Consider the following 22,136-nt stretch of genomic DNA (forward strand, 5'->3'; position numbering starts at 1 on the left):
ACAGTACTCAGACGCGTTATCGTTCTCTTATCGCTGCCATCGACGACCTGAATCCACCGGGCCACCACTAAATATGTACCGTCACACCCCCGTGCTGTGGCGTGATAGTCCTTCAAGTAATCCTTGGGGACTTTCATTTATGGCGATGTTTCACATGACTTCCGATTCGGATTTGTTCCATGCGGAAGATATATTGGAGTCGGCAGGTTGGACTCTGGACGGAAACATCTTCAGGCGAGACGGCCAACAAATGCTTCCGCTCTATGAGGCAAAGATGATCCATCACTTCGACAGTCGCTTTGGCACCTTCGAAGGGCGAATGGAGGCGCAGGCGAATGTAGGGACTCTGCCGCGCCTTTCACTCGAAGCTAAGCGTGATCCTCAGGCTGTTCCGCTGCCGCGATATTGGATCTGCGAATCGGAAGTCCAAGAAAAGATTGCAAACCGAATAAGTAGAACTTGGACCTTGGGCTGGCGTGACATCACGAGTGCCGGAAATGAGCGCACGATGGTGAGTTCCTTGGTTCCGGTAGTGGCAGTAGGAAACACCTTGCCGCTTATGATTTCGGATCACTCAAAACTATGGCTACTGTACGCCAATCTCACATCTTTCGCGCTGGACTATGTGGTCCGTCAAAAGAATGCTGGAAGTCATCTCAATTACTTTACGGTCAAACAGCTCCCAGTCCTGCGCCCTGACGCCTATGGCCACGAGGCGAAATGGTCACGAAGTGAGACGGTCGCGGAGTGGATTCGTGGTCGAGTTCTAGAGTTGACCTACACTGCCCATGATCTAGACGGCTTCGCAGCGGAATTGGGCAGTGAGCAGCAGCCGTTTGTTTGGGACGAGGATCGGCGGTTTGCGATGCGGGCCGAGCTGGATGCTGCGTACTTCCATCTCTACGGCGTCGCCCGCCATGATGCCAGCTACATCATGGACACTTTTGGGGCCTTCCAGCGCAACGATCCTGAAGGTTTGCGCGGACGAAGACGCTGATCTCGGACGTCTACGATGCGATGGCGCGAGCCATGGAGGGAGGGGAGTCGTACATGACGATTCTCGATCCGCCTCCGGGAGAAGGGCCACGCCACCCAGGAAAGGGAGTGAGTGTGATAAGACGCCAGCGGCCTTGAGACGGGGGCGTCTCAAGGCCGGTGATGTCCGTAGGTTCAGTGGCCGTCTGCGCGGATCCTGTGGAGGAAGGTACGCCATTCGCCCCTGGTGAACTCCAGGGTCGGGCCGGTGCCGTTGAGCTTGGTGTCTCGGACGCCGATCGTGCCGTCGTCGGCCCGACCAGCTTCGATGCAGCCACCGTTCGGTTGGCTGTGGCGCGACTTGCGCCAGCGGTGGAAGTCCTTGGTCATGTACCCGATCCTGTCTGGTCGGTCAGCCTGTTGGCTACCCGTTCGAGGAAGGCGATGCTGTCCTCGCGGGTGAGGGCGGCCTTCCGTAGGCGGTCGTACATCCCGGTATACCGCTCGACCTCGCCTCGCTGCGTGAGTACGACATCGGTGGTGACGGTTTCGAGTACAGCTATCGGCGGGTCGCCCGGCTCGGCGAACGCGTAGAGGTAGAACGACGACATGGGGAGGAAGCCTCCCGGGACGCGGGTGTCGTGCAGTAGGACGCGGACCGTGATCCGCTCCTCTTCCGAGACCACCCTGATCATGTGGTGAAGTTGGGCGATCATTGCCTCCGGCGGGACGGCTAGCCGATGAATCAAGGACTCGTCCAGGACGGTTTCGTAGGACGGGCCGTCCGGCCGGAGCAGTTCGCGTTGGCGCCGCATACGGGCGTCGGCCATACGCTCGGGGACGTAGTCGATCTTCCCTTGGCACTCGTCCAGTTCAACGAGCGCCGAGATGAACTCGGGAGCCTGCAAGACGGCAGGCATCAGAGTCTGGTTGTACTCACGGACGGTGTCGGCGTTGTACTCCAGGTCGGCGTAGAGCTTCTGGCGCGGTCCCATGGAGACGCCGTACTTGTCCCACCATCCTTTCTGGGCGGCCTCGTGGGCGAGTTTCAGGAACTTGTCGTACTGGCTGCCGGTGATCTCGAGGGCGTTGAGCATGTTCATGATCTCGGCCACGTCGGGGCGGACGGCGGCGTTCTCCAGGCGGGAGATCTTGGCGCGGTTGTAGAACATGATGCGGGCCAGGCCATCGGTGGTGAGGCCGCGGCTCTCGCGGAGTTTGCGTATCTCGGCCGCCAGTCGCTGGCGGCGGACGTAGGGGCTCGGCATCGGCCGTCCTCCCGATATCGCGTCGGACACGATCCGCAGCGATCGCCAACCCTGCACGATCGGCCACTATCGAGTAATCGTACGGTCACGCTCGGACAAACACTCGACCCGCGCCCTGGGAAGAAGCACGTTGCCTGATATCGGCACAACCAAAACCTGCACGTTCAGTGTTCACGCGTCCACTTAGCCCAAAAGGTCCAATTCACAAATGCCTGCATGTTCCATGTGCCGGATTTGCGCCCTCGCACCTGCAGCCGTCGACCACTGAGCGTCTCGCGGCCGTACGGCTCCCTGCGAGATCATTGGAACCTCAGCGCCCTCGCGCGCGCGTCACCCGTGAGTCGAATGGTCGCTGCCAACAGTGGCTTTTCGGCCTTGCCGAATGGCTGCGAGAGGCGTGATTGCGGGATTCGGCGGTACTGGTCGTCCCACCGGAGACGTCAGCGTGCGCGTTGGCGGCGGGCCCCGGTCGGCATCGGCCGCCGGTGACCTTCGCGGGGAACCGCTCGACCTGGTCAATGCCCGACACTGGACGGACGACTTCAACACCGACCTTCAGGACCTGCTGGATGTGCCGGACCTGATCGTGCGGCTCGAGCCCGCCCAGAAATCCCTGATCAGCGATACTCGATCCGGCCCATGGTCGCGGCGGCCGACCTCAACGCAGTCTGCAACTTTCCGCCACCCAAGGAAAGGCGTGCCCGATCAGGCCGCCCGGCCAGGGCGGGGCCAAATGGTCGCCGGCACCGAATCCATGAGCCGTCGAGAACTCCTGCCGCCGGGTCCTATCGCTGCCCGGCCGACTCGCTCCGCCGAGCGGCAAGCCACTGCTCGGTGTATGCGGTGGCCTCATCGATGAACTGCTCCAGCCCCGCCCGATCGAAGTCCGCCTCGCCGACGAGGTACAGCAGAATGCAGACCTGGGCGTTCACGGTGGCTGTGAGGTCGTCCGGCACGTCGGCCTTGAGCGGGGGAGCGTCGACGGCACGACGGATCATGTCCTCGGCGACGATCGGGTTGACCGCATCCGCGTCCTCGCCGAGCCTGATCCGCAGGTCGGCGACGAGCCGGACGATCTGGCCAACGGTATAGGTCGGCGCGAACCTCCGCCGCACCGCAACCTCGAACGCCCCGAACAGCAGCGAGTTGTATCCGGCCGCCGTCTCGTCGTCCTTCTGCATCTCGTCCTGCAGAGGTATCCACGCGTCGGGCCCGTCCAGCAGAAACGACCGCAGCGCAAGGATGTTCTTTTCTCGTATCTTGACCGCCGAGAAGTCCATTACTCGAGCAACTCATCCGCGTCGACTCGAATCTTTCGCATAAAGGTGTCGAGTTCCGAGTCGCTGAGTTGAGAATCGCCGATCAGCCCGGCCAGCAAAATCAGTTGATGTTGAATCGCGGTGTCGGGATCGATGTCTGAGATGGAGGCTCCCTGGTCGAGCATGTGAAGAATTATTCGTTCGGCGATTTCCGGATTGATAAGATCGGGCATCTCGTCACCCCTCTCTCGGACTGAGGCGACAAAAGATGTGACCTCCGCCCTATCAACTACTTTCCCTTCCCTGATGAACCGCCGCTCAACGGCTTCGAAGAGTCCGGCGGCGAGCAGGGCTGAATAGCCGGTGTTCGCTTCTTTCCGGTCAAGTTGAGCTAGAAGTTGGCGATGCTCTTCCCGGTTCCCGGCGAGCAGTGCGCGCAAGGTCGCTACTTGATCATCAGTGACTGGCATGCTATCTTCCCTTGACTTCTCTAATCTTTTCGATGGACCAACGTGTTGCCTGAGTTGCCAATATTGCGGTGCCTAGCAAAGCATAGGTTGCGCTGCCTGCTTTGATGGGGGTCTGGACAGGATCCATGTGGGCGCTGGTGTCCCGAGCGGTGCTCGGGTGGCCTGTGGGCGGCTTTTGATCAAGTGCCTTGAAAGCGCCTTCCACTGCCTTGTCTGTTGTATCAACAATGTTCTCAGATTCTTTCATGGCCTCCTTGAGGAGTTCCTTGCGGCGAGTTGGTCGCTCAGGATCGCCTGGATTTCGGTCCAGAGGGTCGTTCTCGGGGTCGCGTAGTTCGCCGCGCCCGGCCTCGGTGTCCTGCTCTCCTACCGGGTCGAGGTCCCCGCGATCCGGGAGTTCTGCCGGTTCTGTCGCCTCTGGTTCACTCCGAGCTAGTTCGGTTCCGGGTTCGCCGGGATGCTCTCGTCCATATCGAGGCTCGACGCGTACTTGTCCTTGGCTGTCTCTGTAAACATCGGAAAGTATTGGATTGGCGCGGGTCTCCGGGTTTGTCTCGTTGGTCTCGTTCGGGTTTTGCTCGGTGCCGTTGTCTTCGGCTTTCCTACCACGGTCGCCGTTGGGTTCGCCGTGGGGTTCTTGTTTCCCGGAGGTTTCGCCGGTCTCTTCGGACGGGGAGTCGCCGCCGGGACGGGCCTCCGCCTGGTCCGCGGGCTTCCCGGCGCCGGTATCCGCCGTTCCGGGTGGGGCCGCGGGGCCCTCGTCGGCGGGACCGTCCGGCGCCTGCGAGCCTGTCTCGGAGTCTCCCGCCGGTCCGGCGTCCCGTCCCTGCGGCTCGGGGCGGCCGGGCGCGGCGTCGGTCCCCGGCTCCTGGGGGCCGGTGGCCTGTTCCCCGGGCCGGCCGGCCGGTCCGGGCGGGCGTTCGCCGGGGGAGTCCGTGCCCTGTGGGTTCTGCTCGGTTCCCTGTGGCGTCCGGTCCTCGGACGGTGCGGCGGCGTCCTGCCGGGGGAGCGGCTGCTGCTCCTGGTCCTGCGGACGCGTTGCCTCCGATGCGCGGCCGTCCGCCTCTCCCCCCGAGATCTCGGATGCGGGCCGACCGCCTTCGCCGGACGCGCCGCCGGCCGCCGTGCCGGTGTCGGGCGGCAGTGTCTCCTCGCCGCTCGTGGGCCCGCGCTGGTCCTTCCCCGGCTCGGGCGCATCCCGCCCGGTGCCGGCGTCCGTCTTGCCCGTCGCCTCCGAGGCTTGGCCGCCGCCCTCGGCTTGCGCGGGTACGGACCGCGTTTCGCGGTCGTCCACCGCCGGGCCGCCGCCGGTGTCCTGGACGTCCTGCGCCCTCCCTTGTTCCTGCGCCTGCCGGGCGCGGGCGAGGCTGTCCAGGCGGGACGGCTGGCCGGGCGAGCCCGGGTTGTCGGCCGGGAGCGTGTACTGCCGCGGTGACGCCGCCGGCTTGTCCGCGGGTTCGGTGCGAGCGTCGGTCTCCTGTTCGCCGACCTGCCCTTGCAGGCGGTCACGGCCACTGGACGCGCTACCGCCGCCCTGGGCGCCGCCGTCCCGCGATCGCGGTTCCTCGTCGCGCCGTCCGCCCTGGCCGGTCTCGGACCTGCCGGGTGTCTCCGCCTTCTCGGCCCCGCCCTGCGGCCGGCCGGGCTTGCCGTTGCGCGGCTCGCCGGTCCGGCCACCGCCGGTGTCCTCCGCCGGCTGCGACCCGTTCTGTTCCTGGGGCTGCCGGGCGCGGTCGCGGCTCTCCAAGCGGGACGGCTGCCCGGGCGAGCCGGGGTTGTCGGGCGGCGGCCCGGGGGAGCGGTCGCGCGTCGCGGAGTCGTCGGTGGTCTCGGTGCGGGTGTCGGTACCGCCCTTGTTCTCGACGCCCACGCCGGCGGCCTTTCCACGGGGGGCGCGAACCTGCCCGACGCATGGCTCGCGGGGCGTGTCCCGTGACGCGCGGGGCCGACGGACGAGCCACACCGGCCCCTATGTAATCGCGCACGTCCGAACTTTGCACGTGCGGATATTCAGGCCGCCCATGCCCGCCCGCACATTCGCGCCCCCGATCCCGGCTGCCCCGCCGCCTCGTCCAGCCGGGTACCGGATCCGCGACGATGCGGCCCTGTCGCGGCGAGCCATTCAAACGATACGACGATGTCCTATTTATCCCTGAATAGCCGGTCTGAGAGGCGTCCGCGCCACGGTCGCCCGGTGTTGCGGCGGAGCGGGCATGACGGCGCCCGTCCAGGGCCGCGAGGCGCGCGGGCGGCTCGGGTGCGGTCGCGGTGGTCGCGCCACTGGGAACCGGGTCATGAGCCGGCCCGACCGCGCATCTCGCCATATCCGGCCGGAATATGTCCGGTGTCATGTAATGTCGCGTGACTTTCTGCCAACCTCGACCGTGTGACGAGTCGGAACGAGATCACCACCGAAATGGTGTTCGCCGCGGTGCGGCGCTTGGCGGACGCCGACCCGGCCACGCCGTCGAGCGGCATTCGCTACCGCGCGCTTCACGATCGGCTGCTCGAAGCGGATCCCGGTCTGGAAGCCCGCTGGCGGGAGATCGCGGGGGACGCCTGGTACGACAATTCCTATAACGCTCTCCAGTTCGCGAGCATCGGGCTCGTCAAGGCGGGCTGGCTGCGCAAGGACCAGCGGAAATGGTTTCCGACCGGCCTGGCGCGGCGAGCGCTTGAACAGCATCCGGACCCCTCGGCCTTCTACGCGGCGTTGGGACGCGCGTACCAGTACTGGGACCTGCACAGAGACCGTTTCCAGCGTGCGACGTCACTGGCGGAAGCGCTCCCCGAAGGGCGATGGGCCGCTCTCACGGATGTCGCGTCCGAGGCCGGCCTCCGGTCCGATGCCCTGCTCCGGCTGCTCCAGGGAGACCGGCCCGAAGGCTGGCACAGGCTCCTCGCCGACGAGGGCAACCTGCCGCGCGAAGCGCACCTCACCGAAGCGGAGCGAGCGGAATGGCACGCGCTGCTCGCGGACGACGGCGTCCTGGCTCCGGACGGCCGGGCCGACGGGCAGCGCCGGATACCCGCGTCCGAACTGGCGGCACAGGTCAGACCGGCGGGGGACGGCCGGCGGACCCGGCGCGCGTGGCTGGTCCGGGCGGCCAACGTGCCCGACGCGAACCTGATCGAAGACCTGTGGCTGGCGGACGGCATATGCTCCCTGCCCTCGTCCCGGCTCGGGGACCTGCCGCCCGGCGCGGAGCCCGAACAGGTCGAGCGGGCGGTGCGCGAGTCCTACTCCGACATCGGCGCCCAGGACAGGGCGAGGCTGGCGGCCGAGTTCCACGCCTTCCTGTCCCGCATGAGCGAGGACGACATCGTCGTCACCAACGACGGCGCCGCCGTCTACCTCGGGACGATCACCAGCCCCGCGTCCTTCGTCAGCAGCGTGGGCGGGCATGCCGACCTGCAACGCGCCGTGGACTGGCGCAACGCCGACCGGCCGATCGACTACGAGGACCTTCCCGACGAGTTCGCCGTCCTGGTCGGCAACCCGGACGCCGCGATCGTCGAGCTGACGTCGTCCGTGCCGGAGCTCGAGAAACTGCTGGGCGAGCCCGTCGAAGTCCCCGAACGGACCATGCGCCTCCCCGACGCCACCGGCGACCTCGCCGAGGACCTCGCGATCGGCCGGGACTGGCTCCAGGAAGCCGTGGAGCTGCTCCGCGAACGCCCCCAGATGATCTTCTACGGGCCGCCCGGCACCGGGAAGACCTACGTGGCCCGGCGGCTCGCCCGGCACCTCACGTCCGGGCGCCCGGAATGCGTCCAGCTCGTCCAGTTCCATCCCGCCTACTCCTACGAGGACTTCTTCGAGGGCTACCGGCCGGCGAAGTCCGGTGACGGGACGATCTCCTTCGACCTCGTGCGCGGGCCGTTCCGCCGCCTGGTCAGCGCCGCGCTCGCCCACCCGGGCCGCCCGTACGTCCTGATCATCGACGAGATCAACCGGGGCAATCTCGCGAAGATCTTCGGGGAGCTGTACTTTCTGCTCGAGTACCGGGGCGAACCCGTCAACCTGCTCTACGGCTCCGAAGGCGACCAGGGCTTCACGCTGCCGCGCAACGTCATCATCATCGGCACGATGAACACCGCCGACCGCTCCATCGCCCTCGTGGACGCGGCCATGCGGCGCCGCTTCTGGTTCGTCGAACTCCATCCGGACGAGCCGCCCACCAGCGAGATCCTGGCGCGCTGGCTGCGGCGCCACGAACTCGGCGACGAGCCGGCGCGGCTGCTCGCCGAGCTCAACAGCCGCATCGACGACCGCGACTTCAAAGTCGGCCCGTCCTACCTGATGCGGGAGAGCGCCGCCACCGAGGCCGGGCTCGCGCGGATCTGGCGGACGCAGATACTGCCGCTCCTGGAGGAACACCACTACGGCGACGGCACGGACGTCCAGGCGAAGTACGGTCTGGACACGTTGCGACGGCGACTGGCGTGACCGTCGTCGGCCTCGACGAGGGCGGGCCCTGGACGGAGCACGTGATCACGGCTGAGCGGGCCGCGACACTGGCCGCGTCCGGCCTGATCCGCGTCGCGCCCGGCCCCCGCCCCGGTCTCTGGAAACTGCGCGACAACGGCCTGGTCGGCGCGGCCCGGATCGGCCCCGCGAGCGATCCGACGGAGATCCGCGTCCGGCCGAAGACGCCGATCGACCGCCTGCTCCACCTCCTCGGCTACGCGCAGAGGCCGGCGGGCTGGAGGCGGGACGAGGTCGACGCGGGCGAGCGGACGGAACTGCTGCCGGCGCTCGCCCACGCGTTCGCCCGCGCCGCCGAACGGGCCCTGAGCCAGGGCGTCCTTCTCGGCTACCGCGAGACGGAGGAGGCGCTGCCGGTCGTGCGGGGCCGCATCCGCGTCAAGGACCAGATCCAGCGGCGGCACGGCTTCCCGATGCCGGTCGAGGTGCGCTACGACGACTACACCGCCGACATCCCCGAGAACCGGCTTCTGCTCGCCGCGACCCACCGGCTGCTGCGCCTGCCGGGCGTCCCGTCGGCCACCCGCAGGCTTCTGCGCCATCTGCCGTTGAGGCTGGACGGCGTGGAACGGCTCACTCCCGGGCGCGCCCTGCCGGCCTGGACGCCGTCCCGGCTGAACATCCGCTACCACACCGCCCTCGGGATCGCCGACCTGGTGCTGCGCGGCGCTTCCTACGAACTCGACGACGGCGCCACCGTCCGGGTGGACGGGCTGATGCTGGAGATGTGGCGGGTCTTCGAGGACTTCGTCTGCGCCGCCCTCGCGGAAGCGCTCCGCCCGCACGGCGGCACGGTGAGACTCCAGGACGGGCGCCACCATCTCGACCGGGGCCACCGGGTGCGGCTCCGCCCCGACCTCGTGCTCTGCACCGCCGAAGGACGCCCCCTCGTAGTTGTGGACGCCAAGTACAAGACCGGGGACACTCCGCAGGAGGACCTCTACCAGATGCTCGCCTACTGCACGGCGATGCGCCTTCACCGCGCCTACCTGGTGTACGCGTCCAAGACCGAGGCGCACACCCACGTCATCACCGGTACCGAGGACGTCCGGATCGTGGAGGCGGCACTCGACCTGACGGCGTCTCCGGAGGGACTCCGCGCCCAGATCGCCGCGCTCGCCCGCCGCATCGCCGCGGACGCCCCGGGCGGAACGGGGACGGGGACGGGTGGGCGGGTCACGACGGGCGGTGCCGTGGGGCGTCCGGCGGCCACTCGCCGCGCGTGATCATCAGGTAGAGGCCGCCGAGCCACACGCGGTCGGTCTTCGGCACCACGCGGACCGAGACCGGGACGATGCCGGTCCCGCGGGCGGGAGCATGCCGGGCTCGACGGTCCGGCCCAGGTAGGCGAGGCCCTGCCACAGGCACGCGCGGGGCCCCGGGGCGAGATGGCCCGCCCACGCCGGCTCGGCCTCGCGGCGCAGCCAGGCGTGGCAGGCCATCGCGTAACCGAACTCGCGCTCGGTGAGGTAGCCGAGCCGTGAGAAGCCGTCGTTGCGGGCCGCGTTCAGGGTCCGCTCGTCCAGTTCGCCGAGGGGGTGGACGGAGAAGCCGCGCGCCGCCTCGCCGAACCTCAGGGCGGCGTTCGTGGTGAAGACACCGAACCCGAAATACACGGTGAGAAGATCGGTGAGGCGTTCATGGTCTTTGCGGTCGGTGGTGATCCGGCCCTCGCCGAGGAGCCGCACATGGCACAGTTCGTGAGCGATGACGGCGATCAGATAGGCGGCGTCGGACGCCTCGGTCACGTCCAGCCCGATGACCGCCCGGCCATTCCTGACGCGGTAGTGGCCGACCGTGCGCCGTTCCTCCCGCGTCGCCGCCGCGTCCTCGCCGGCCCGGTCGAAGAGCTCCACGGTGATCTCGGTGAGATCGACCCCCATCACCCCGCACACCCGCGAGACCAGGGAGATGACCTGCTCCGGCGTCCCCGTGTAGGCGGTGGACGGCAGGTCAGGGCCCGGCAGGACGACGTTCCGTGACGCCGGCTCCCGGACGAACTCGCGCTCGAACCAGGCGAGGGACGCCTCGATCCACGCCTGCTGCCGCACGCCGACCGGACAGTCGGCGCTCGTCCTGCGCGCCCAGGGCGGCGGCGTTTCCGGATCTCTGGACATCGGGCTCCTCGGTGACCGTATCAATGGTCGGCGTTTGCGACCCAGCGGATTTTTACCGTGCCTTACATGCGCATTGTCAACATTTGTTGAAAGGGTGGGCGGTGGGGCGATTAATGGCGTGCATGGGAAATTTGAATGTTCGGGCGACGCATGTTCGGTGATCGCGCGGTGCGGGGGCGGGCGCGCGGTGCGAAGGTCGCACGTGCGGGATTCGGGCGCGCGAGCGGCACCTGTGCCAATCCACGGGCTGGGACGCCTTTTTCGCGGATCCTTCGTGACCGGGCGGCGACATTCTGTGACGATCGGTGTGCGGAGCAGGGGAGACCTGAGCGATCCGCCACGTCCGTTTACACGACCCCGAGGTGATTCGATGTCCCCGACGATGCTTCCGGCCGCGCCGCCGGCGCCACCGCTGCGGTGGCGGCGTTCCTTCCCCGGCGGGCTTGAGGAGGCCCGCAACGTCCGGCGGTTCGTCGGCTGCCTGCTGACCGGCTGCCCCTTCCTCGATGACGTGCTGCTCGCCGCCGACGAGCTGGTCGTCAACGCGCTGCGGCACACCAAGTCCGGGCAGGTCGGCGGGGCCTTCACTGTCGAGATCGTCCAGGACGCCGGTCGCGTCGCCGTCTCGGTGGCCGATCAGGGCGGCCCTGGCGAGCCCGCCGCGCTGGAGGCCGGGGAACTCGCCGAGTCCGGGCGCGGCCTGCGGACGATCTCCCTCACCGCCGCCAGTTGGGGCTGGCACGGCAACGGCGAGGGCCGCACGGTCACCGCCGTCTTCGCGGCGGAGCGGGCCGCGTGACCGCACCCGCCTCCTGGACGCACGACCAGGTTCACCGGCGGGTCCACGCCGCGATGACCGCCGCGATGCGCGCCGACGTCCACTCCATCGACGCCGCGCTCGTCCAGCATGGGCGGCTCGACCCCTGCAGCCGCGAGTTCGTCGGCGCGTCCCGCCGTCTCGTGCTGGCCTGCACGGCCGCGCTGACCTGCGTGCTGTCGGCGCACCGGCCCGGCGACGACTCGCACGGGCGGGAGATCTGCCGAGGGTGCGGCACCCGCGACTGCCGCACACTGCGCGGCGTCGCCGACGTCCTGGCCGCCTATGCCGTCAGCCCGGCGCCGGTCGACCGCGCCGAGGCGTGGCGCCTCGCCGACGCCCACTTCGTCCGCGATGGGAGCCCCGTGCCGGTGAGCGTGGAGGAGTTCGCCGACGGTTTCATCACCTGCGCGACCACGACGCCTTCCGACGACCCGCGCCCTGTTCTGATCGTCGATCGGCAGACCGGTGCCCTCAGCCGCTGGCCCGGGAGGCCCCACGAGATCCTCGTCCGCGAATACGCCCACTACCGCGCCACTCATTGACCGCGTGGACGGGCGTGCTGCCTTCGCTGCCGTCCGCCACCTTCCGGCCATATCCCGGAGATGCGGAACACCGAACGCGATAGGGATTGGTGGTTCGATGCGCGGGGCGTTTCCCGCAGGAGCGGGTGGGCCAGGGGCGGCCGTCACCGGGGAGTGAGGTGGCTCCGGGGCAAGCACACCGCACGGACGGTTCCGGGTGCGCAGTGATGGGGCGGGTGGCCCTCACCTATGACCAGCTCACACGTCCGGATCCGGGTCGATGCGGGTGCGATGCAGGTCGGCGCGGCACCGCTGCCGGGCTTCGCCGGTGGTGGTGCCGCGCCGGGTGCCGACGTCCGGAGTTCGCTGGGGACGGGCGGTCAGAAGACGAAGCAGTCCGCGTACTGGAGTTGCCGGACGGCGGCGAGGGCCGGGACGCGGGTGCCTGCGTTGCGGGCGACTTGGGCTGCTTCGGTCGAGTGCGGGGTCGTGCTCGTGCAGGAGACCGGCGAGCTGTGGCCGGACATCAGGTAGTCGCAGCGTCCGTTGCGGTTGTCGGGCAGGCCGAGGGCGTGCCCGAGTTCGTGGGCGGCGATCCGGGGCGGGTAGAAGCCGTCGTCGACCGCTTCACGTCCCATGTAGATGGTGGCCTGGCCGAAGCCGTACATGTAGGTGCGGGGCCAGCCGTTGTCGGCGTACACCTTGACGGTGGCCTGGGACCCGGTCGCGGGCTTCAGCGCGATCGTCGGCACTGCCGCGTTCCATGCGGCGGCGCCCTGGTCGACGGCCGCTCTGAACTCCTGCGCGCCGCTCGCGTCGTAGTAGATCGTCCGGACGGCGGCCCGGGCCGGGACCGCGGCGGACGCGGGGGCGGCGGCCAGGGCGGGCACCAGGAAGGCGAGCCCGAGGGCGACGGCCAGCGCCGCCGTGATCTTTCGGAACATGGGGGTCTCCTGCGGGGTGAGGACGGGGGTCGGCCGCCGATTCGCTGGTCGATCCAGGACAGGTGCGGCGCGATGCCGGTGGAGAGCGTGGTGGTCGCGCATTCGTCGCCGGGGTCGGCGACCACGCCGCTGCTTCGATCGTCGGCGGGCGGACGGGTTCGCCAACGAAATAGCGTGGCGCCGGGACCTGACTTCAGCAGTGGCCGGTGAAATGCGGGGACGCCTGCCCATGTGCATGCGGCGGAGCTTCAATGTCCTGGCAGGTACCACATCTACGGGAGAGTAGTTGAAAGAAGCGCTTCCATCTATCGGATGATGCCATTAGATGTTCAATGTTGATTTCTAGGAACACAGAAATCCGCCGGGGTGCGGGGTGGCGCGCCGGCACTGGAGGCACCCGATCTGAAGATCATTAAGGTGGCGGCCGGACGGGCGGTGGCGCAGCGGGAGACGGGCTTTCGTCGCGCCCCCGGGTCGGCGGCCTGCGCCATTCGGCTTGTCTGGTGAAGGAATGGGGATGATGCTGGGAGAGTGACCACCGAGCCCCCTCCCATGGACCCGCAGCTCCGGGAGAGCTTCATCCAGGGTCTTCGTGATGCGGCGGGCTCGCTCGTGGCCGCCTACGGGGGTGCCGAGGCTGCCCGGGCCGATGACGCGGGCGGTCCGCCCGGTCCCGAGTCCGCCGGCGAGTGCCATCCGATGTCCTTGATCGTCCAGCAGGCGGAACTGCTGGCGAATGGCGGGCCGGCCGAATTCCATCAGGCCGCCATGCGGATGAGCGAGCCTCTCTGCGGCATGCCCCACGGCGCCTGGACGACGTTGATCGCGGGTTGCGAGATCTACCGGTTCTCCGATCAGGGCCGGGCGCCCGAGTGGGCGGACGGCATGCGGCAATGGCTCGGCCGGCCGGGGCCGCCGGCGCCTTACGCCGCAGCGGGGCCGGCGCCGGACGGGCCTCCCGCTGTGCCGGTGAGCACTCCGGACCCCTACCCTTACGACGGAAGCCCGGCCCCGCAGGGCTGGGCCGGGTCGGCGCCGGACCTGATCGATCATGCTCTGCACGTCGGCGCGTACGTCGGTGCGGCCGCCGCCGGAGGGATCATCGGCAACCGCGCCGACGCGGGGTTCGCCGGCGCCGTGAAGCGAACGCTCCGCTCGGTGCGCGCGCGGTGGCGCGGGCTGTTCGGCCGCTCCCGGCGCGTCCCCGAAGACCACGCCGTCGAAGTGGCGCGGACCGAAGTCGTCAGCAGGGGCTACGGAGAGCAGACGATCATGCTCCTGGCCGCCGAGCGGGAGTCCGGCTGCTGGATCGTCACGCTCAGCGCCGTGCACGCGACCGGCACCCCGGACCGGCTGCGGGTGAGGATCCCCTTCGACTCCGCTGCCGCGCCGAGCGTCCTCGTCATCGATCAAGGCGTGCCCTGAACGTCCGGTGGCCCGCCCGGCGCCGTGCGGAGGGACGAACGCGCCGCCTCCGCGCCTTCCGAAGTCTCGAATTGGCCTTCTCCGGCCGCGTTCCACTGAACCGTTCCGCCCGGCGATGGAGGCCGTGGAGGATCGCGACGCGGGCATGCGGCGGCCGTGTCCCGGCGCGCGCTCGACGGAATGCGGATATAGGAGGATTTCGTGGGCCAACTTGGACTTGCCGAGAGCATCGCCGCCCTACGCGCCGAACTGATGGAGGCCCTGGAGGCGGGGAAGGACGCGGAGTTCGGCTTCGGCGTCGGCCAGATACAGCTCGAATTCCACGTCGGAGTGACGCGGCAGGCCGGGGCGTCCGGCAAGGCGAAGGTCTGGGTCCTCGAACTGGGCGGCGACGGCTCCTACCGCAAGGAGGAGATCCAGCGCGTGACGGTCACGCTGGAACCGCCGCTGGACGACGCCGGACGCCCGATCAAGGTGACCCGCGGGCTCGCGGCCAAGCCCTGAGATGGCCGGGCTCACGGCCCGCGCCGTCGAGGTCCTGCGGCGCGCCCCCGGCGGCCGGTGGAGCGTCGGCTCCGGCTGCCTGGTCGGACGGCGCTGGGTGCTGACGGCGGCGCACAACGTCACGGGCGCCGGGACGCTGCTCGTCCGGCTGGTGGACGAGACCGAGCACCCGGCCGAGGCCGTCGCGGTGGACGAGACCTCCGACCTCGCCCTGCTGGCGGTCGCCGGGGACTCCCCGCTGCTCGAACTGCCCCCGGTCCGTTTCGCCGGTGTCGACCGCTCCCGGACGGGCGAGATCGGCCCGTGCTGGGCGCTCGGCTTCCCCCGGTGGAAGGAGCGCCCAGGGGAGCCGGGCACGGCCCCCAGGCGCGACAGCGTGCAGGTCAAGGGCGTCATCCCGGCGGGCTCCAACCTGCGCACGAACCTGATGGAGCTGCGCGTCACCGCGGCGCCCGGCTCCGCCGGAGGGCGCGGCGTGAGCGAATGGGAGGGGATGTCGGGCGCCGTGGTCTTCGCCCAGGGCTTCCAGGACGAGGAGTTCGCGGTCGGCGTGGTGACGGAACACCATGTCCCCGAGGGGGTGTCCGTCCTCACCGTCGCCCCGCTGGACCGCTGGGCAGGCGCGGTGCGGGGCGCGCCCTGGGAGCGGGAGCTCGGCCTGGGCGGCGGCCCGGTCCGCGTCCTGCGCCCGGCCGCGGGTCCCCGACCGTCCTCCCCGGGCCACGTGAACCTGACCAGGTCGCTCCCCGACTTCACGGACCGGGACGAGGTGATCGAGCGGGCGCGGACCCTGCTCACCGACCGGCTGGACGAGACCTGCCCGCTGGTCGTCCTGCACGGCATGGCGGGCGTCGGGAAGACCGAACTGGCCAATGAGCTCGCCCACAGGCTCGCCGCCACGTTCACGCACGCGCGGATCCGGGTGGACGTGGCCGCGGCCGGCACCGCGGACGCCGCCATGGTGGAGGTCCTGGCCGCGTTGGGCATGTCCGGCGACAGGCTGCCGGACGACCCGGCGCAGCGCAGGCGCGAGTTCCAGGCGCAGCTGAGGCGGGGGCCCAGCCTCCTGCTGCTCGACAACGTGTCCGAAGCGCGGCAGGCCGCCCCGCTCCTGCCCGCGTCGCCCGGCACGGCGGTGATCGTGACCAGCCGCACCACCCTGGCCTCGGTGGACGGCGCCGACCGGCTCCGCCTCGACCCGCTGCCCGATCCCGACGGGCTCAGGCTGTTCGAGCGGATCGTCGGCACGGACGTGGTGGGACGCGACCGGCCGGCCGCGCGGCAGATCGTCCGGCTGCTGGCCGGGCTTCCGCTGGCGATACGCATCGCCGCCGCGCACCTCGTGATGAGGCGCGGGTCGCCCGCGCGCTACCTGTCCGACCTCCTGGACGAGACCGGGCGTATATCCCGCCTTGAGGGTGAGGACAGGGGAGTGCGCAGCAGCTTCGAGCTCAGCTACCGGGCCCTGCGGCCCGACACGGCGTCGCTGTTCCGCCGCCTCGGCGTCCTCGCGGGACGGGACTTCACCGCCGCCGTGGCCGCGCGCACCGGCGGCGTCGCCGACGCGGACGCCGACCGCATGCTCGGGGAGATGCTGGACCGCCATCTGGTCGAGGTCGCGGGCGACGACCGGTACCGCCTCCACGACCTCCTCCGGCTGTACGCGAGGGAGCGCATGGAGGCCGAGGAGCCGCCGTCCGCCCGCCGGGACGCGTTCCGCCGCTCGCTGGACTGGTACGGCGACCGCCTGCACGCGTGGATGACCCGGCCCGGCGCGCACGAGCAGCCGCCGGCCGAGGCGATCGCGTGGTTCGCGGACGAGTCGCTGAACGTCCAGGCGAGCCTTCGCGCCGCGGCGGACGCGGGGGAGGACGGGCTCGTCGTCCGGATCGCGGAATCGCTCTACGGCCTGCTCTTCTACCGCGGGCACTGGGAGGAGATGGAGGCCGTCAAGGACCTCGCCGTCCGGGCGGCGCACCGCGTCGGGGACGCCCCGGCCGAGCTCGGATCGCTGATCCACCTGGCCGAGGCGCGCCGGATCCTCGGCCGCGCGGCCGAGACGCCGCCGCTCTATGAGCGGGCGCTGGAGGTGGTCCGCTCCATGGGCGATCCGGGCAAGGAGGCGTGGGTGCTGACGCACTTCGGCGACTTTCAGTGCGATCTCGGCCAGCCGGAACAGGCACTCGACCGCTACGCCGAAGCGCTGGCCGTCTACCGGAGCCGGGACGACGAGGCGGGCGAGATCTGGCTGGCCGCGCACATCGGCGACGCCTACCGGCAGCTCGGCAGGCACGCGGACGCCGCCCGCGTCCTGGAGGACGCCATGGCCATGGGCGAGCGGCGCCGCGACCGCGACGAGGTCGTCTGGTGCGCCTGGCACCTGGCGCTGGCCTACGACGGCCTCGGCCGCCACGCCGACGCCGAAGAAGTGCTCGGACCGGCCATCGACTTCCACCGGGAGATCGGGAACAAGGCCGGGTTGGCGACCATGCTGTGCATCCTGGGCGGCGTCCACCATCATGCGGGACGTTCGTCGGACGCCCGGCCGGCCTATTCCGAAGCCCTCGATCTGCTCATCGAGATAGACGCCCCCACGAGGGTCGCCGAAGTGCGCGGACTCCTTGCGGGCCTTCCCGAGGACGACGGCTCCCGGCCGTGACCGCCGACCGTGACACCGGCCGGGTCAGGAGGGCGGTACGACCTCGATGACGACGTTGCCGACCTTCTGCTGGGTCTCGACGTACCGATGGGCGTCGACGATTCGATCCAATGGATACCGGCGATCGATGACCGGCTTGAACTGCCCCGACTCGATCAGGTCCCGGAGATGTCGGGCCGTCTCCTGATCCTGGCGGGGGTAGCCGAACTTCACCCTCTTGCCGCCGAGCAATGGCGTGACCAGCAGCAGAATTAGGTTCTGCCACCACGGCCCCAGTTCCGAGGACATGTACAGTCCATCGGACTTCAAAAGCCGTTTGCAGCGGCCGAAAGTGCTCTTGCCGACCGCGTCGAGGACCAGGTCGTACCGCTGCTCGTCTTCGGTGAAGTCCTGCGCCGTGTAGTCGACGACCCGGTCGGCGCCGAGGCCGCGCACCAGTTCCAGACCGGCCGTGTCGCACACCGCGGTCACCGTGGCGCCGAGGCTCTTCAGCAACTGCACCGCCGCCGAGCCGATGGCGCCGGTCGCGCCGTAGACCAGGACGTCCTGCTCGGCCTCGACTCCCGCCGTCCTGATGGACGAGTACGCGTAGTGCGATCCCTCGGTTCCGGGAGCGGCCTCCGCGAACGCCACGCCGGCCGGGATGGTCGCGATCATGCCGTCCTCCGGGACGGACAGGTACTCGGCATGGGTCCCGAACGGGCCCTCGTTGTACCCGAAGACCCGGTCGCCCACGGCGAACGACGTGACACCGCCGCCGACCGCCTCTACCGCGCCCGCGAACTCCGTCCCCAGGATTCTCCGTCGCGGCCGGACGAGGCCGGAGACCACCCGGATGAAGAACGGCGTGGCCGATCGGTAGGCGCAATCCGTCCGGTTCACGGTCGTCGCGTGCACCCTGATGAGAACGTCCCGCTCTCCCGCGGAGGGTTTGTCGACCTCGGCGATCCGGACCACGTCCGGCGGGCCGTACCTGTCATGAACGGCTGCCTTCACGAACGCACCCTAACCTGGACAGTCCCACCTGCCCCGCAGAACGCGCCAACCGGCCGGCCGGAGCCGAGCCCGGGGGAGAATCGGCGGGGTTCTTGTTATCCCTGGTGGTTTCGGGGGTCTCCAGAGGGATCGGCGGAGACTCTGTGGAGGACGAGGATGCGAGTGGGCACGGACGTGGACCTGCTGGTCCGGGCGGCGCAGGACGGGGACGCCGGCGCCCGGGAGCGGCTGGTCGCCGAGCATCTGCCGCTGCTGTACAACGTGGTCGGGTGGGCGCTCCGCGGGCACGCGGACGTGGACGACGTCGTCCAGGAGTCGGTGCTGCGGGCGCTCGGCGGCCTGGGCGGGCTGCGCGAGCCGGCGGGGGCGGCGGCGGTGGGCGTCGCGGCCGCGGTCGTCTACTGGACGTGGCCGGGGCCGCCCGAACCGGCGCCGCCCGTGCCCGGCGCCGCGGCCCCCGTCCAGCGGACGCCGTCCAGGACGCCTCCGCCCCCGGAGACGCGGGCGAGGACCGGGTTGGTTGCTCATGGCGATGCCACGTCCTCTCGTCGGGTGACCGTAGATACGGTGCAGACCCGCGCCAGGGCGGGCGATAACGGAAAAATTCAGAAACGTCAGCCTTGACCGCCATCGGCCCGCACCGGGCACACCGCGATGCGGGCGGACGCGGGACGGCGGCGTGCGACCCCCTCGTGCCGCGAGATTTGGGCGACTGTTGGCTGCGGGGTTGTTCGTCTCGTATGTCACTCATGGGGCGATTGGGGTGGAATGGGGGATTGATGCGGCGGTACCTCGGACGGAGGTCACGCCATGCCCGTCGATTCCCGCCCGCCTCCGCGGCACCGCCCGCACCGGCCCGCGCAGCCGCGGCTCTCCGCGCTGTTCATCGCCTCGGCCGCGGTTCTGGTCCTCGCCGGCCTCGCCTCGTGCGGCGGCGAACGCGCGCAGAAGTCCTCACAGGGCACCTCGGCCCCCGCCAGGACGCCGTCCACGTCCGCTCGGCCGACGACACCGGCGCCGTCCACCCGGGCGCATGGACTTGATCCGAAGTTCGGCACTTGCGCGGAGGCGAACGCCGCCGGGTACGGCCCGTACGTCAGGGGCGCGGATCCCGAGTACGCCTGGTACGAGGACCGCGATCAGGACGGCATCGACTGCGAGCGCGGCTCCGGATCCGCGGCACCGCAGCCGGGTGACGGCCTCGATCCGAGGTTCGCCACCTGCGCGAAGGCGAACGCCGCCGGATACGGCCCGTACTACGAGGGCACGGACCCCGAGTACGCCTGGTATAAGGACCGGGATCGGGACGGCGTCGACTGCGAGCCCCGGAACGGCGTCGCGCCGTCTTCCCCGGCGCCGAGCGAGTCCCCGCCGACTTCGACGCCCTCCGAGGAGCCGTCCACGCCGGTCCCCAGCGAGGAGCCCTCGGACTCGGGGCCGAGCATGGAGCCGTCACCGTCCGAACCGAGCGACGAGCCCTCGGCGCCGGACTCCAGCGGACGGCCGTAGGGCCGACCCCGGCCCGCCGGTGCCGCCGGAGCGCCTGAAAGCGGATGGAGACGACAGGGCGCGCTCTCCTCCCGTGCAGCCCGGTGGCCCGGCTTCCGGATCATCCGCGCGATATCGGGAAGGACTGACAGCGACCCGCGGACGAGTGCCCGTTCCGGCCCGGTGCCGACCGGAACGATCGCGACATCTAAGGTCATGTGGCAGGACGAAGGACGGGCTCGCCCACCGGACGGTGCGGGGGCCCGCGTGACCCTGGGGCGGCAGCAGTGAAGGTCAAAGAGATCATGACGAGCCCGGTGATCACCGTGCGGCGGGACGCGCCGGTGCCCGACGTCGCGGCCCTGCTGCGCGCCCGCCGGATCAGCGCCGTCCCCGTCGTCGACGAGCACGGCGCCGTCGTGGGCCTGGTCAGCGAGTACGACCTGCTGGCCCGCGAGGGGGAGACCGCCGCCGACGTGATGACCGCCGGCGTCATCAGCGTCACCGAGGACACCGACGTCGAGGAGGCCCGCCACCTGCTCCTGGAGCGGCGGATCCGCCGCGTCCCGGTGCTGTCGGGCCGCGACCTCGTCGGCGTCGTCGCCCGCTCCGACGTCATGGCGCTGCTGACCACCGAATGGGCGTGCGCGGTCTGCGGCGAGGTCGTGCGCGGGAAGCACGCGCCTGCCCGCTGCCCCAAGTGCCACGCCTCCGCCGACCGGTTCGCCCTCCAGGAGCCCCCGCCGGGCACCTGACGCGGCCCGGCCGCGGCCGGGCGCCGCTCACCGCCCCGTCACGCGACGGTGCGCTTGGTCATCCCTTCGGCGTCCGGGTCGAGCCCCCAGGCGAAGACGGTCCCGGGGTGGACGCGGATGACGTCGCCGCCGAAATGCGCGCCCTCCGCGTCCGGGTCGTCCACGACCGCGGTCTCGGCGCGTCCCCGGATCTCGACGCCCCGCACGCGCCAGGGCTGGACGGACGCCAGGTCGTCGACGACGAACGCCACCTGGTCGTTCTCACGGAGGTTCCGGTACTTGCGGGACTTGACGAGGTTCCAGCCGCGGATGTCGATGGTGCCGGTCTCGGCGTTGTAGGTGAATCCGACCGGGTTGTTCTGCGGGTCGCCCTTGGGACCCACCGTGGCGAGCCGCCCCAGCCGCTGCGTCGACAGGTACTCGCGTTCGATGTCGGTAAGGCTCATGGGCTCCACCGTGCTGCCTCAACCGCGCTTGAGGTCAAGCGCGAGGACGGCGTTCCGGAGCCGGGGGGACATCTCGTCCGGGAGCGCGTCCAGCGGGAACCAGCGCGCCTCCAGGATCTCCGCCGCGTCCAGCTCCAGCCGCCCGCCGACGACCCGGGCCGCGTAGTAGGCCTCGACCCGGTGCCGGAAGCCGCTGGCGAGCCGCAGCGGAGGTCCGGTGACCTCCACCTCCAGCGCCGTCTCCTCCCGCACTTCCCGGGCGACCGCGTCCTCCAGCCGCTCACCGGCGTTGACGTACCCGCCGGGGAGCCCCCACGCCCGGTACCCGGGCCACAGCCGATGCCGCAGCAGCAGGATGCGCCCCCGCTCGTCCAGGACGACCCCGCCCGCGTAGACCAGGAACGTCCGGTGCCGGAGCCGCGCGAGCCGCCACTGCGCCCGCCCGCCGAGCCGCAGCCACACCGGCGCGGCCAGCGCTCCGAAACGCCTGCGCAGCCGGTGCGGGAGGCCGGACGGGGTCTTCATCGCCACGATGCTAGCCGCCGCGAAGATCGCCGTCCGGCGGCGGGAACCCCGAGGTGGTCCCGATCACACTTGTGCGGAACCGGGATCCCCGGCGGCGGTGCCGTTCGTCCAGAACACGAGGCCGCGCGACGGGGGAGGACGCTGTGGGGACGACCGAGTTGGAACGCTCCGAGACGGAGGCCGCGCCCCGGCGCCGTGCCCCGGTCCGCGTGCTGCGCAAGATCGCCGTCGCCCTCGCCGGCTTCACCTTGATCGTCGCCGGCGTCGCCATGCTCGTCCTGCCGGGCCCCGGCGTGGTGGCCATCCTCGCCGGGCTGGGCCTCCTGGGCACCGAGTTCCCCACCGCCCGCCGCCTGAGCAACCGCCTCAACTCCTACGCCAAGACCGCCTGGCGAAGACTCCGCACGACCGCCGCCAAGTCATTGAAGCGCTGAAGCCGCGCTCAGTGCATGAGGCGGGGCCCCCTGGGCCTTGC

Annotated in this window: 22 protein-coding genes; 12 read left to right on the forward strand and 10 right to left on the reverse strand. The window is 70.1% G+C overall.

All coding sequences use genetic code 11. The features are described 5' to 3' along the window. The first annotated feature begins 139 nt into the window (after nucleotides 1-139). Complete coding sequence (locus tag ACA511_RS24040; RefSeq protein WP_375026830.1) at nucleotides 140-997, forward strand: hypothetical protein; 858 nt, start codon at nucleotides 140-142, stop codon at nucleotides 995-997. Between the two features lie 173 nt (nucleotides 998-1,170). Here ACA511_RS24040 and ACA511_RS24045 read toward each other — a convergent pair whose 3' ends face one another. The 5 genes from ACA511_RS24045 to ACA511_RS24065 all read right to left on the reverse strand — a co-directional run bounded on the left by ACA511_RS24045 (nucleotide 1,171) and on the right by ACA511_RS24065 (nucleotide 5,842). Continuing rightward, entirely contained in the window at nucleotides 1,171-1,365 is a 195-nt protein-coding gene (locus ACA511_RS24045; protein ID WP_375026831.1) for a DUF397 domain-containing protein, read from the reverse strand. Further along, entirely contained in the window at nucleotides 1,362-2,243 is an 882-nt protein-coding gene (locus ACA511_RS24050; RefSeq protein WP_375026832.1) for a helix-turn-helix domain-containing protein, read from the reverse strand. Before ACA511_RS24050 ends, ACA511_RS24045 begins: the two co-directional genes overlap by 4 nt. A 785-nt stretch (nucleotides 2,244-3,028) precedes the next feature. Then, nucleotides 3,029-3,523 carry a hypothetical protein gene (locus tag ACA511_RS24055; RefSeq protein ID WP_375026833.1) on the reverse strand — a complete coding sequence of 165 codons (495 nt, stop codon included), beginning with the start codon at nucleotides 3,521-3,523 and terminating at the stop codon, nucleotides 3,029-3,031. Further along, the gene (locus ACA511_RS24060) at nucleotides 3,523-3,972 is read right to left on the reverse strand and encodes a hypothetical protein (protein ID WP_375026834.1); all 450 of its coding nucleotides are present in this window, start codon (nucleotides 3,970-3,972) and stop codon (nucleotides 3,523-3,525) included. Before ACA511_RS24060 ends, ACA511_RS24055 begins: the two co-directional genes overlap by 1 nt. Nucleotide 3,973: 1 nt before the next feature. Then, on the reverse strand, nucleotides 3,974-5,842 hold the full coding sequence (locus tag ACA511_RS24065; RefSeq protein WP_375026835.1) for a hypothetical protein: 1,869 nt from the start codon (nucleotides 5,840-5,842) through the stop codon (nucleotides 3,974-3,976). 516 nt (nucleotides 5,843-6,358) lie between these two features. Between ACA511_RS24065 and ACA511_RS24070 the strand changes: the two genes are divergently transcribed. Beyond that, nucleotides 6,359-8,422 carry an McrB family protein gene (locus ACA511_RS24070; protein WP_375026836.1) on the forward strand — a complete coding sequence of 688 codons (2,064 nt, stop codon included), beginning with the start codon at nucleotides 6,359-6,361 and terminating at the stop codon, nucleotides 8,420-8,422. Then, nucleotides 8,419-9,687 (forward strand): McrC family protein, encoded by a 1,269-nt coding sequence (locus tag ACA511_RS24075; RefSeq protein ID WP_375026837.1) that lies wholly within the window; start codon nucleotides 8,419-8,421, stop codon nucleotides 9,685-9,687. Before ACA511_RS24070 ends, ACA511_RS24075 begins: the two co-directional genes overlap by 4 nt. A 3-nt stretch (nucleotides 9,688-9,690) precedes the next feature. Here ACA511_RS24075 and ACA511_RS24080 read toward each other — a convergent pair whose 3' ends face one another. Continuing rightward, nucleotides 9,691-10,578 (reverse strand): hypothetical protein, encoded by an 888-nt coding sequence (locus ACA511_RS24080; protein ID WP_375026838.1) that lies wholly within the window; start codon nucleotides 10,576-10,578, stop codon nucleotides 9,691-9,693. Between the two features lie 370 nt (nucleotides 10,579-10,948). On the opposite strand from ACA511_RS24080, the gene ACA511_RS24085 reads away from it, so the two are divergent. Beyond that, a complete protein-coding gene (locus ACA511_RS24085) occupies nucleotides 10,949-11,377 on the forward strand; it encodes an ATP-binding protein (protein ID WP_375026839.1) in 429 nt (142 codons plus the stop codon). Next, nucleotides 11,374-11,940: a hypothetical protein gene (locus ACA511_RS24090; RefSeq protein ID WP_375026840.1), complete on the forward strand. Its 567-nt coding sequence runs from the start codon at nucleotides 11,374-11,376 to the stop codon at nucleotides 11,938-11,940. Before ACA511_RS24085 ends, ACA511_RS24090 begins: the two co-directional genes overlap by 4 nt. A gap of 359 nt (nucleotides 11,941-12,299) precedes the next feature. On the opposite strand, the gene ACA511_RS24095 is transcribed toward ACA511_RS24090, so the two are convergent. Then, nucleotides 12,300-12,863, reverse strand: a complete 564-nt coding sequence (locus ACA511_RS24095; RefSeq protein WP_375026841.1) for a snapalysin family zinc-dependent metalloprotease — start codon at nucleotides 12,861-12,863, stop codon at nucleotides 12,300-12,302. A gap of 531 nt (nucleotides 12,864-13,394) precedes the next feature. Between ACA511_RS24095 and ACA511_RS24100 the strand changes: the two genes are divergently transcribed. The 3 genes from ACA511_RS24100 to ACA511_RS24110 all read left to right on the forward strand — a co-directional run bounded on the left by ACA511_RS24100 (nucleotide 13,395) and on the right by ACA511_RS24110 (nucleotide 17,451). Further along, the gene (locus tag ACA511_RS24100; RefSeq protein WP_375026842.1) at nucleotides 13,395-14,288 is read left to right on the forward strand and encodes a hypothetical protein; all 894 of its coding nucleotides are present in this window, start codon (nucleotides 13,395-13,397) and stop codon (nucleotides 14,286-14,288) included. Nucleotides 14,289-14,489: 201 nt separating this feature from the next. After that, nucleotides 14,490-14,792 (forward strand): trypco2 family protein, encoded by a 303-nt coding sequence (locus ACA511_RS24105; RefSeq protein WP_375026843.1) that lies wholly within the window; start codon nucleotides 14,490-14,492, stop codon nucleotides 14,790-14,792. A gap of 1 nt (nucleotide 14,793) precedes the next feature. Then, on the forward strand, nucleotides 14,794-17,451 hold the full coding sequence (locus tag ACA511_RS24110; RefSeq protein ID WP_375026844.1) for a tetratricopeptide repeat protein: 2,658 nt from the start codon (nucleotides 14,794-14,796) through the stop codon (nucleotides 17,449-17,451). 24 nt (nucleotides 17,452-17,475) lie between these two features. Here the strand turns inward: ACA511_RS24110 and ACA511_RS24115 are convergent, their stop codons facing one another. Next, nucleotides 17,476-18,447, reverse strand: a complete 972-nt coding sequence (locus ACA511_RS24115; protein ID WP_375026845.1) for an NAD(P)-dependent alcohol dehydrogenase — start codon at nucleotides 18,445-18,447, stop codon at nucleotides 17,476-17,478. Nucleotides 18,448-18,603: 156 nt separating this feature from the next. On the opposite strand from ACA511_RS24115, the gene ACA511_RS24120 reads away from it, so the two are divergent. The 3 genes from ACA511_RS24120 to ACA511_RS24130 all read left to right on the forward strand — a co-directional run bounded on the left by ACA511_RS24120 (nucleotide 18,604) and on the right by ACA511_RS24130 (nucleotide 20,690). Then, nucleotides 18,604-19,071: an RNA polymerase sigma factor gene (locus ACA511_RS24120; RefSeq protein WP_375026846.1), complete on the forward strand. Its 468-nt coding sequence runs from the start codon at nucleotides 18,604-18,606 to the stop codon at nucleotides 19,069-19,071. Nucleotides 19,072-19,257: 186 nt separating this feature from the next. Further along, nucleotides 19,258-19,956: an excalibur calcium-binding domain-containing protein gene (locus ACA511_RS24125; RefSeq protein ID WP_375026847.1), complete on the forward strand. Its 699-nt coding sequence runs from the start codon at nucleotides 19,258-19,260 to the stop codon at nucleotides 19,954-19,956. A 284-nt stretch (nucleotides 19,957-20,240) separates the two neighbouring features. Then, on the forward strand, nucleotides 20,241-20,690 hold the full coding sequence (locus ACA511_RS24130; RefSeq protein ID WP_375026848.1) for a CBS domain-containing protein: 450 nt from the start codon (nucleotides 20,241-20,243) through the stop codon (nucleotides 20,688-20,690). Between the two features lie 38 nt (nucleotides 20,691-20,728). Here the strand turns inward: ACA511_RS24130 and ACA511_RS24135 are convergent, their stop codons facing one another. Together ACA511_RS24135 and ACA511_RS24140 are read right to left on the reverse strand one after the other, a co-directional pair. Further along, complete coding sequence (locus ACA511_RS24135) at nucleotides 20,729-21,136, reverse strand: PPOX class F420-dependent oxidoreductase (RefSeq protein WP_375026849.1); 408 nt, start codon at nucleotides 21,134-21,136, stop codon at nucleotides 20,729-20,731. 18 nt (nucleotides 21,137-21,154) lie between these two features. Further along, entirely contained in the window at nucleotides 21,155-21,661 is a 507-nt protein-coding gene (locus tag ACA511_RS24140; protein WP_375026850.1) for an NUDIX domain-containing protein, read from the reverse strand. Nucleotides 21,662-21,804: 143 nt separating this feature from the next. Here ACA511_RS24140 and ACA511_RS24145 point away from each other — a divergent pair, with 143 nt between their 5' ends. Next, a complete protein-coding gene (locus tag ACA511_RS24145) occupies nucleotides 21,805-22,095 on the forward strand; it encodes a PGPGW domain-containing protein (protein ID WP_375026851.1) in 291 nt (96 codons plus the stop codon). The last annotated feature ends 41 nt before the right edge of the window (nucleotides 22,096-22,136 follow it).

It is taken from the genome of Actinomadura sp. GTD37, assembly GCF_041951365.1.
In the GTDB taxonomy this organism is placed as follows: Bacteria; Actinomycetota; Actinomycetes; order Streptosporangiales; family Streptosporangiaceae; genus Spirillospora.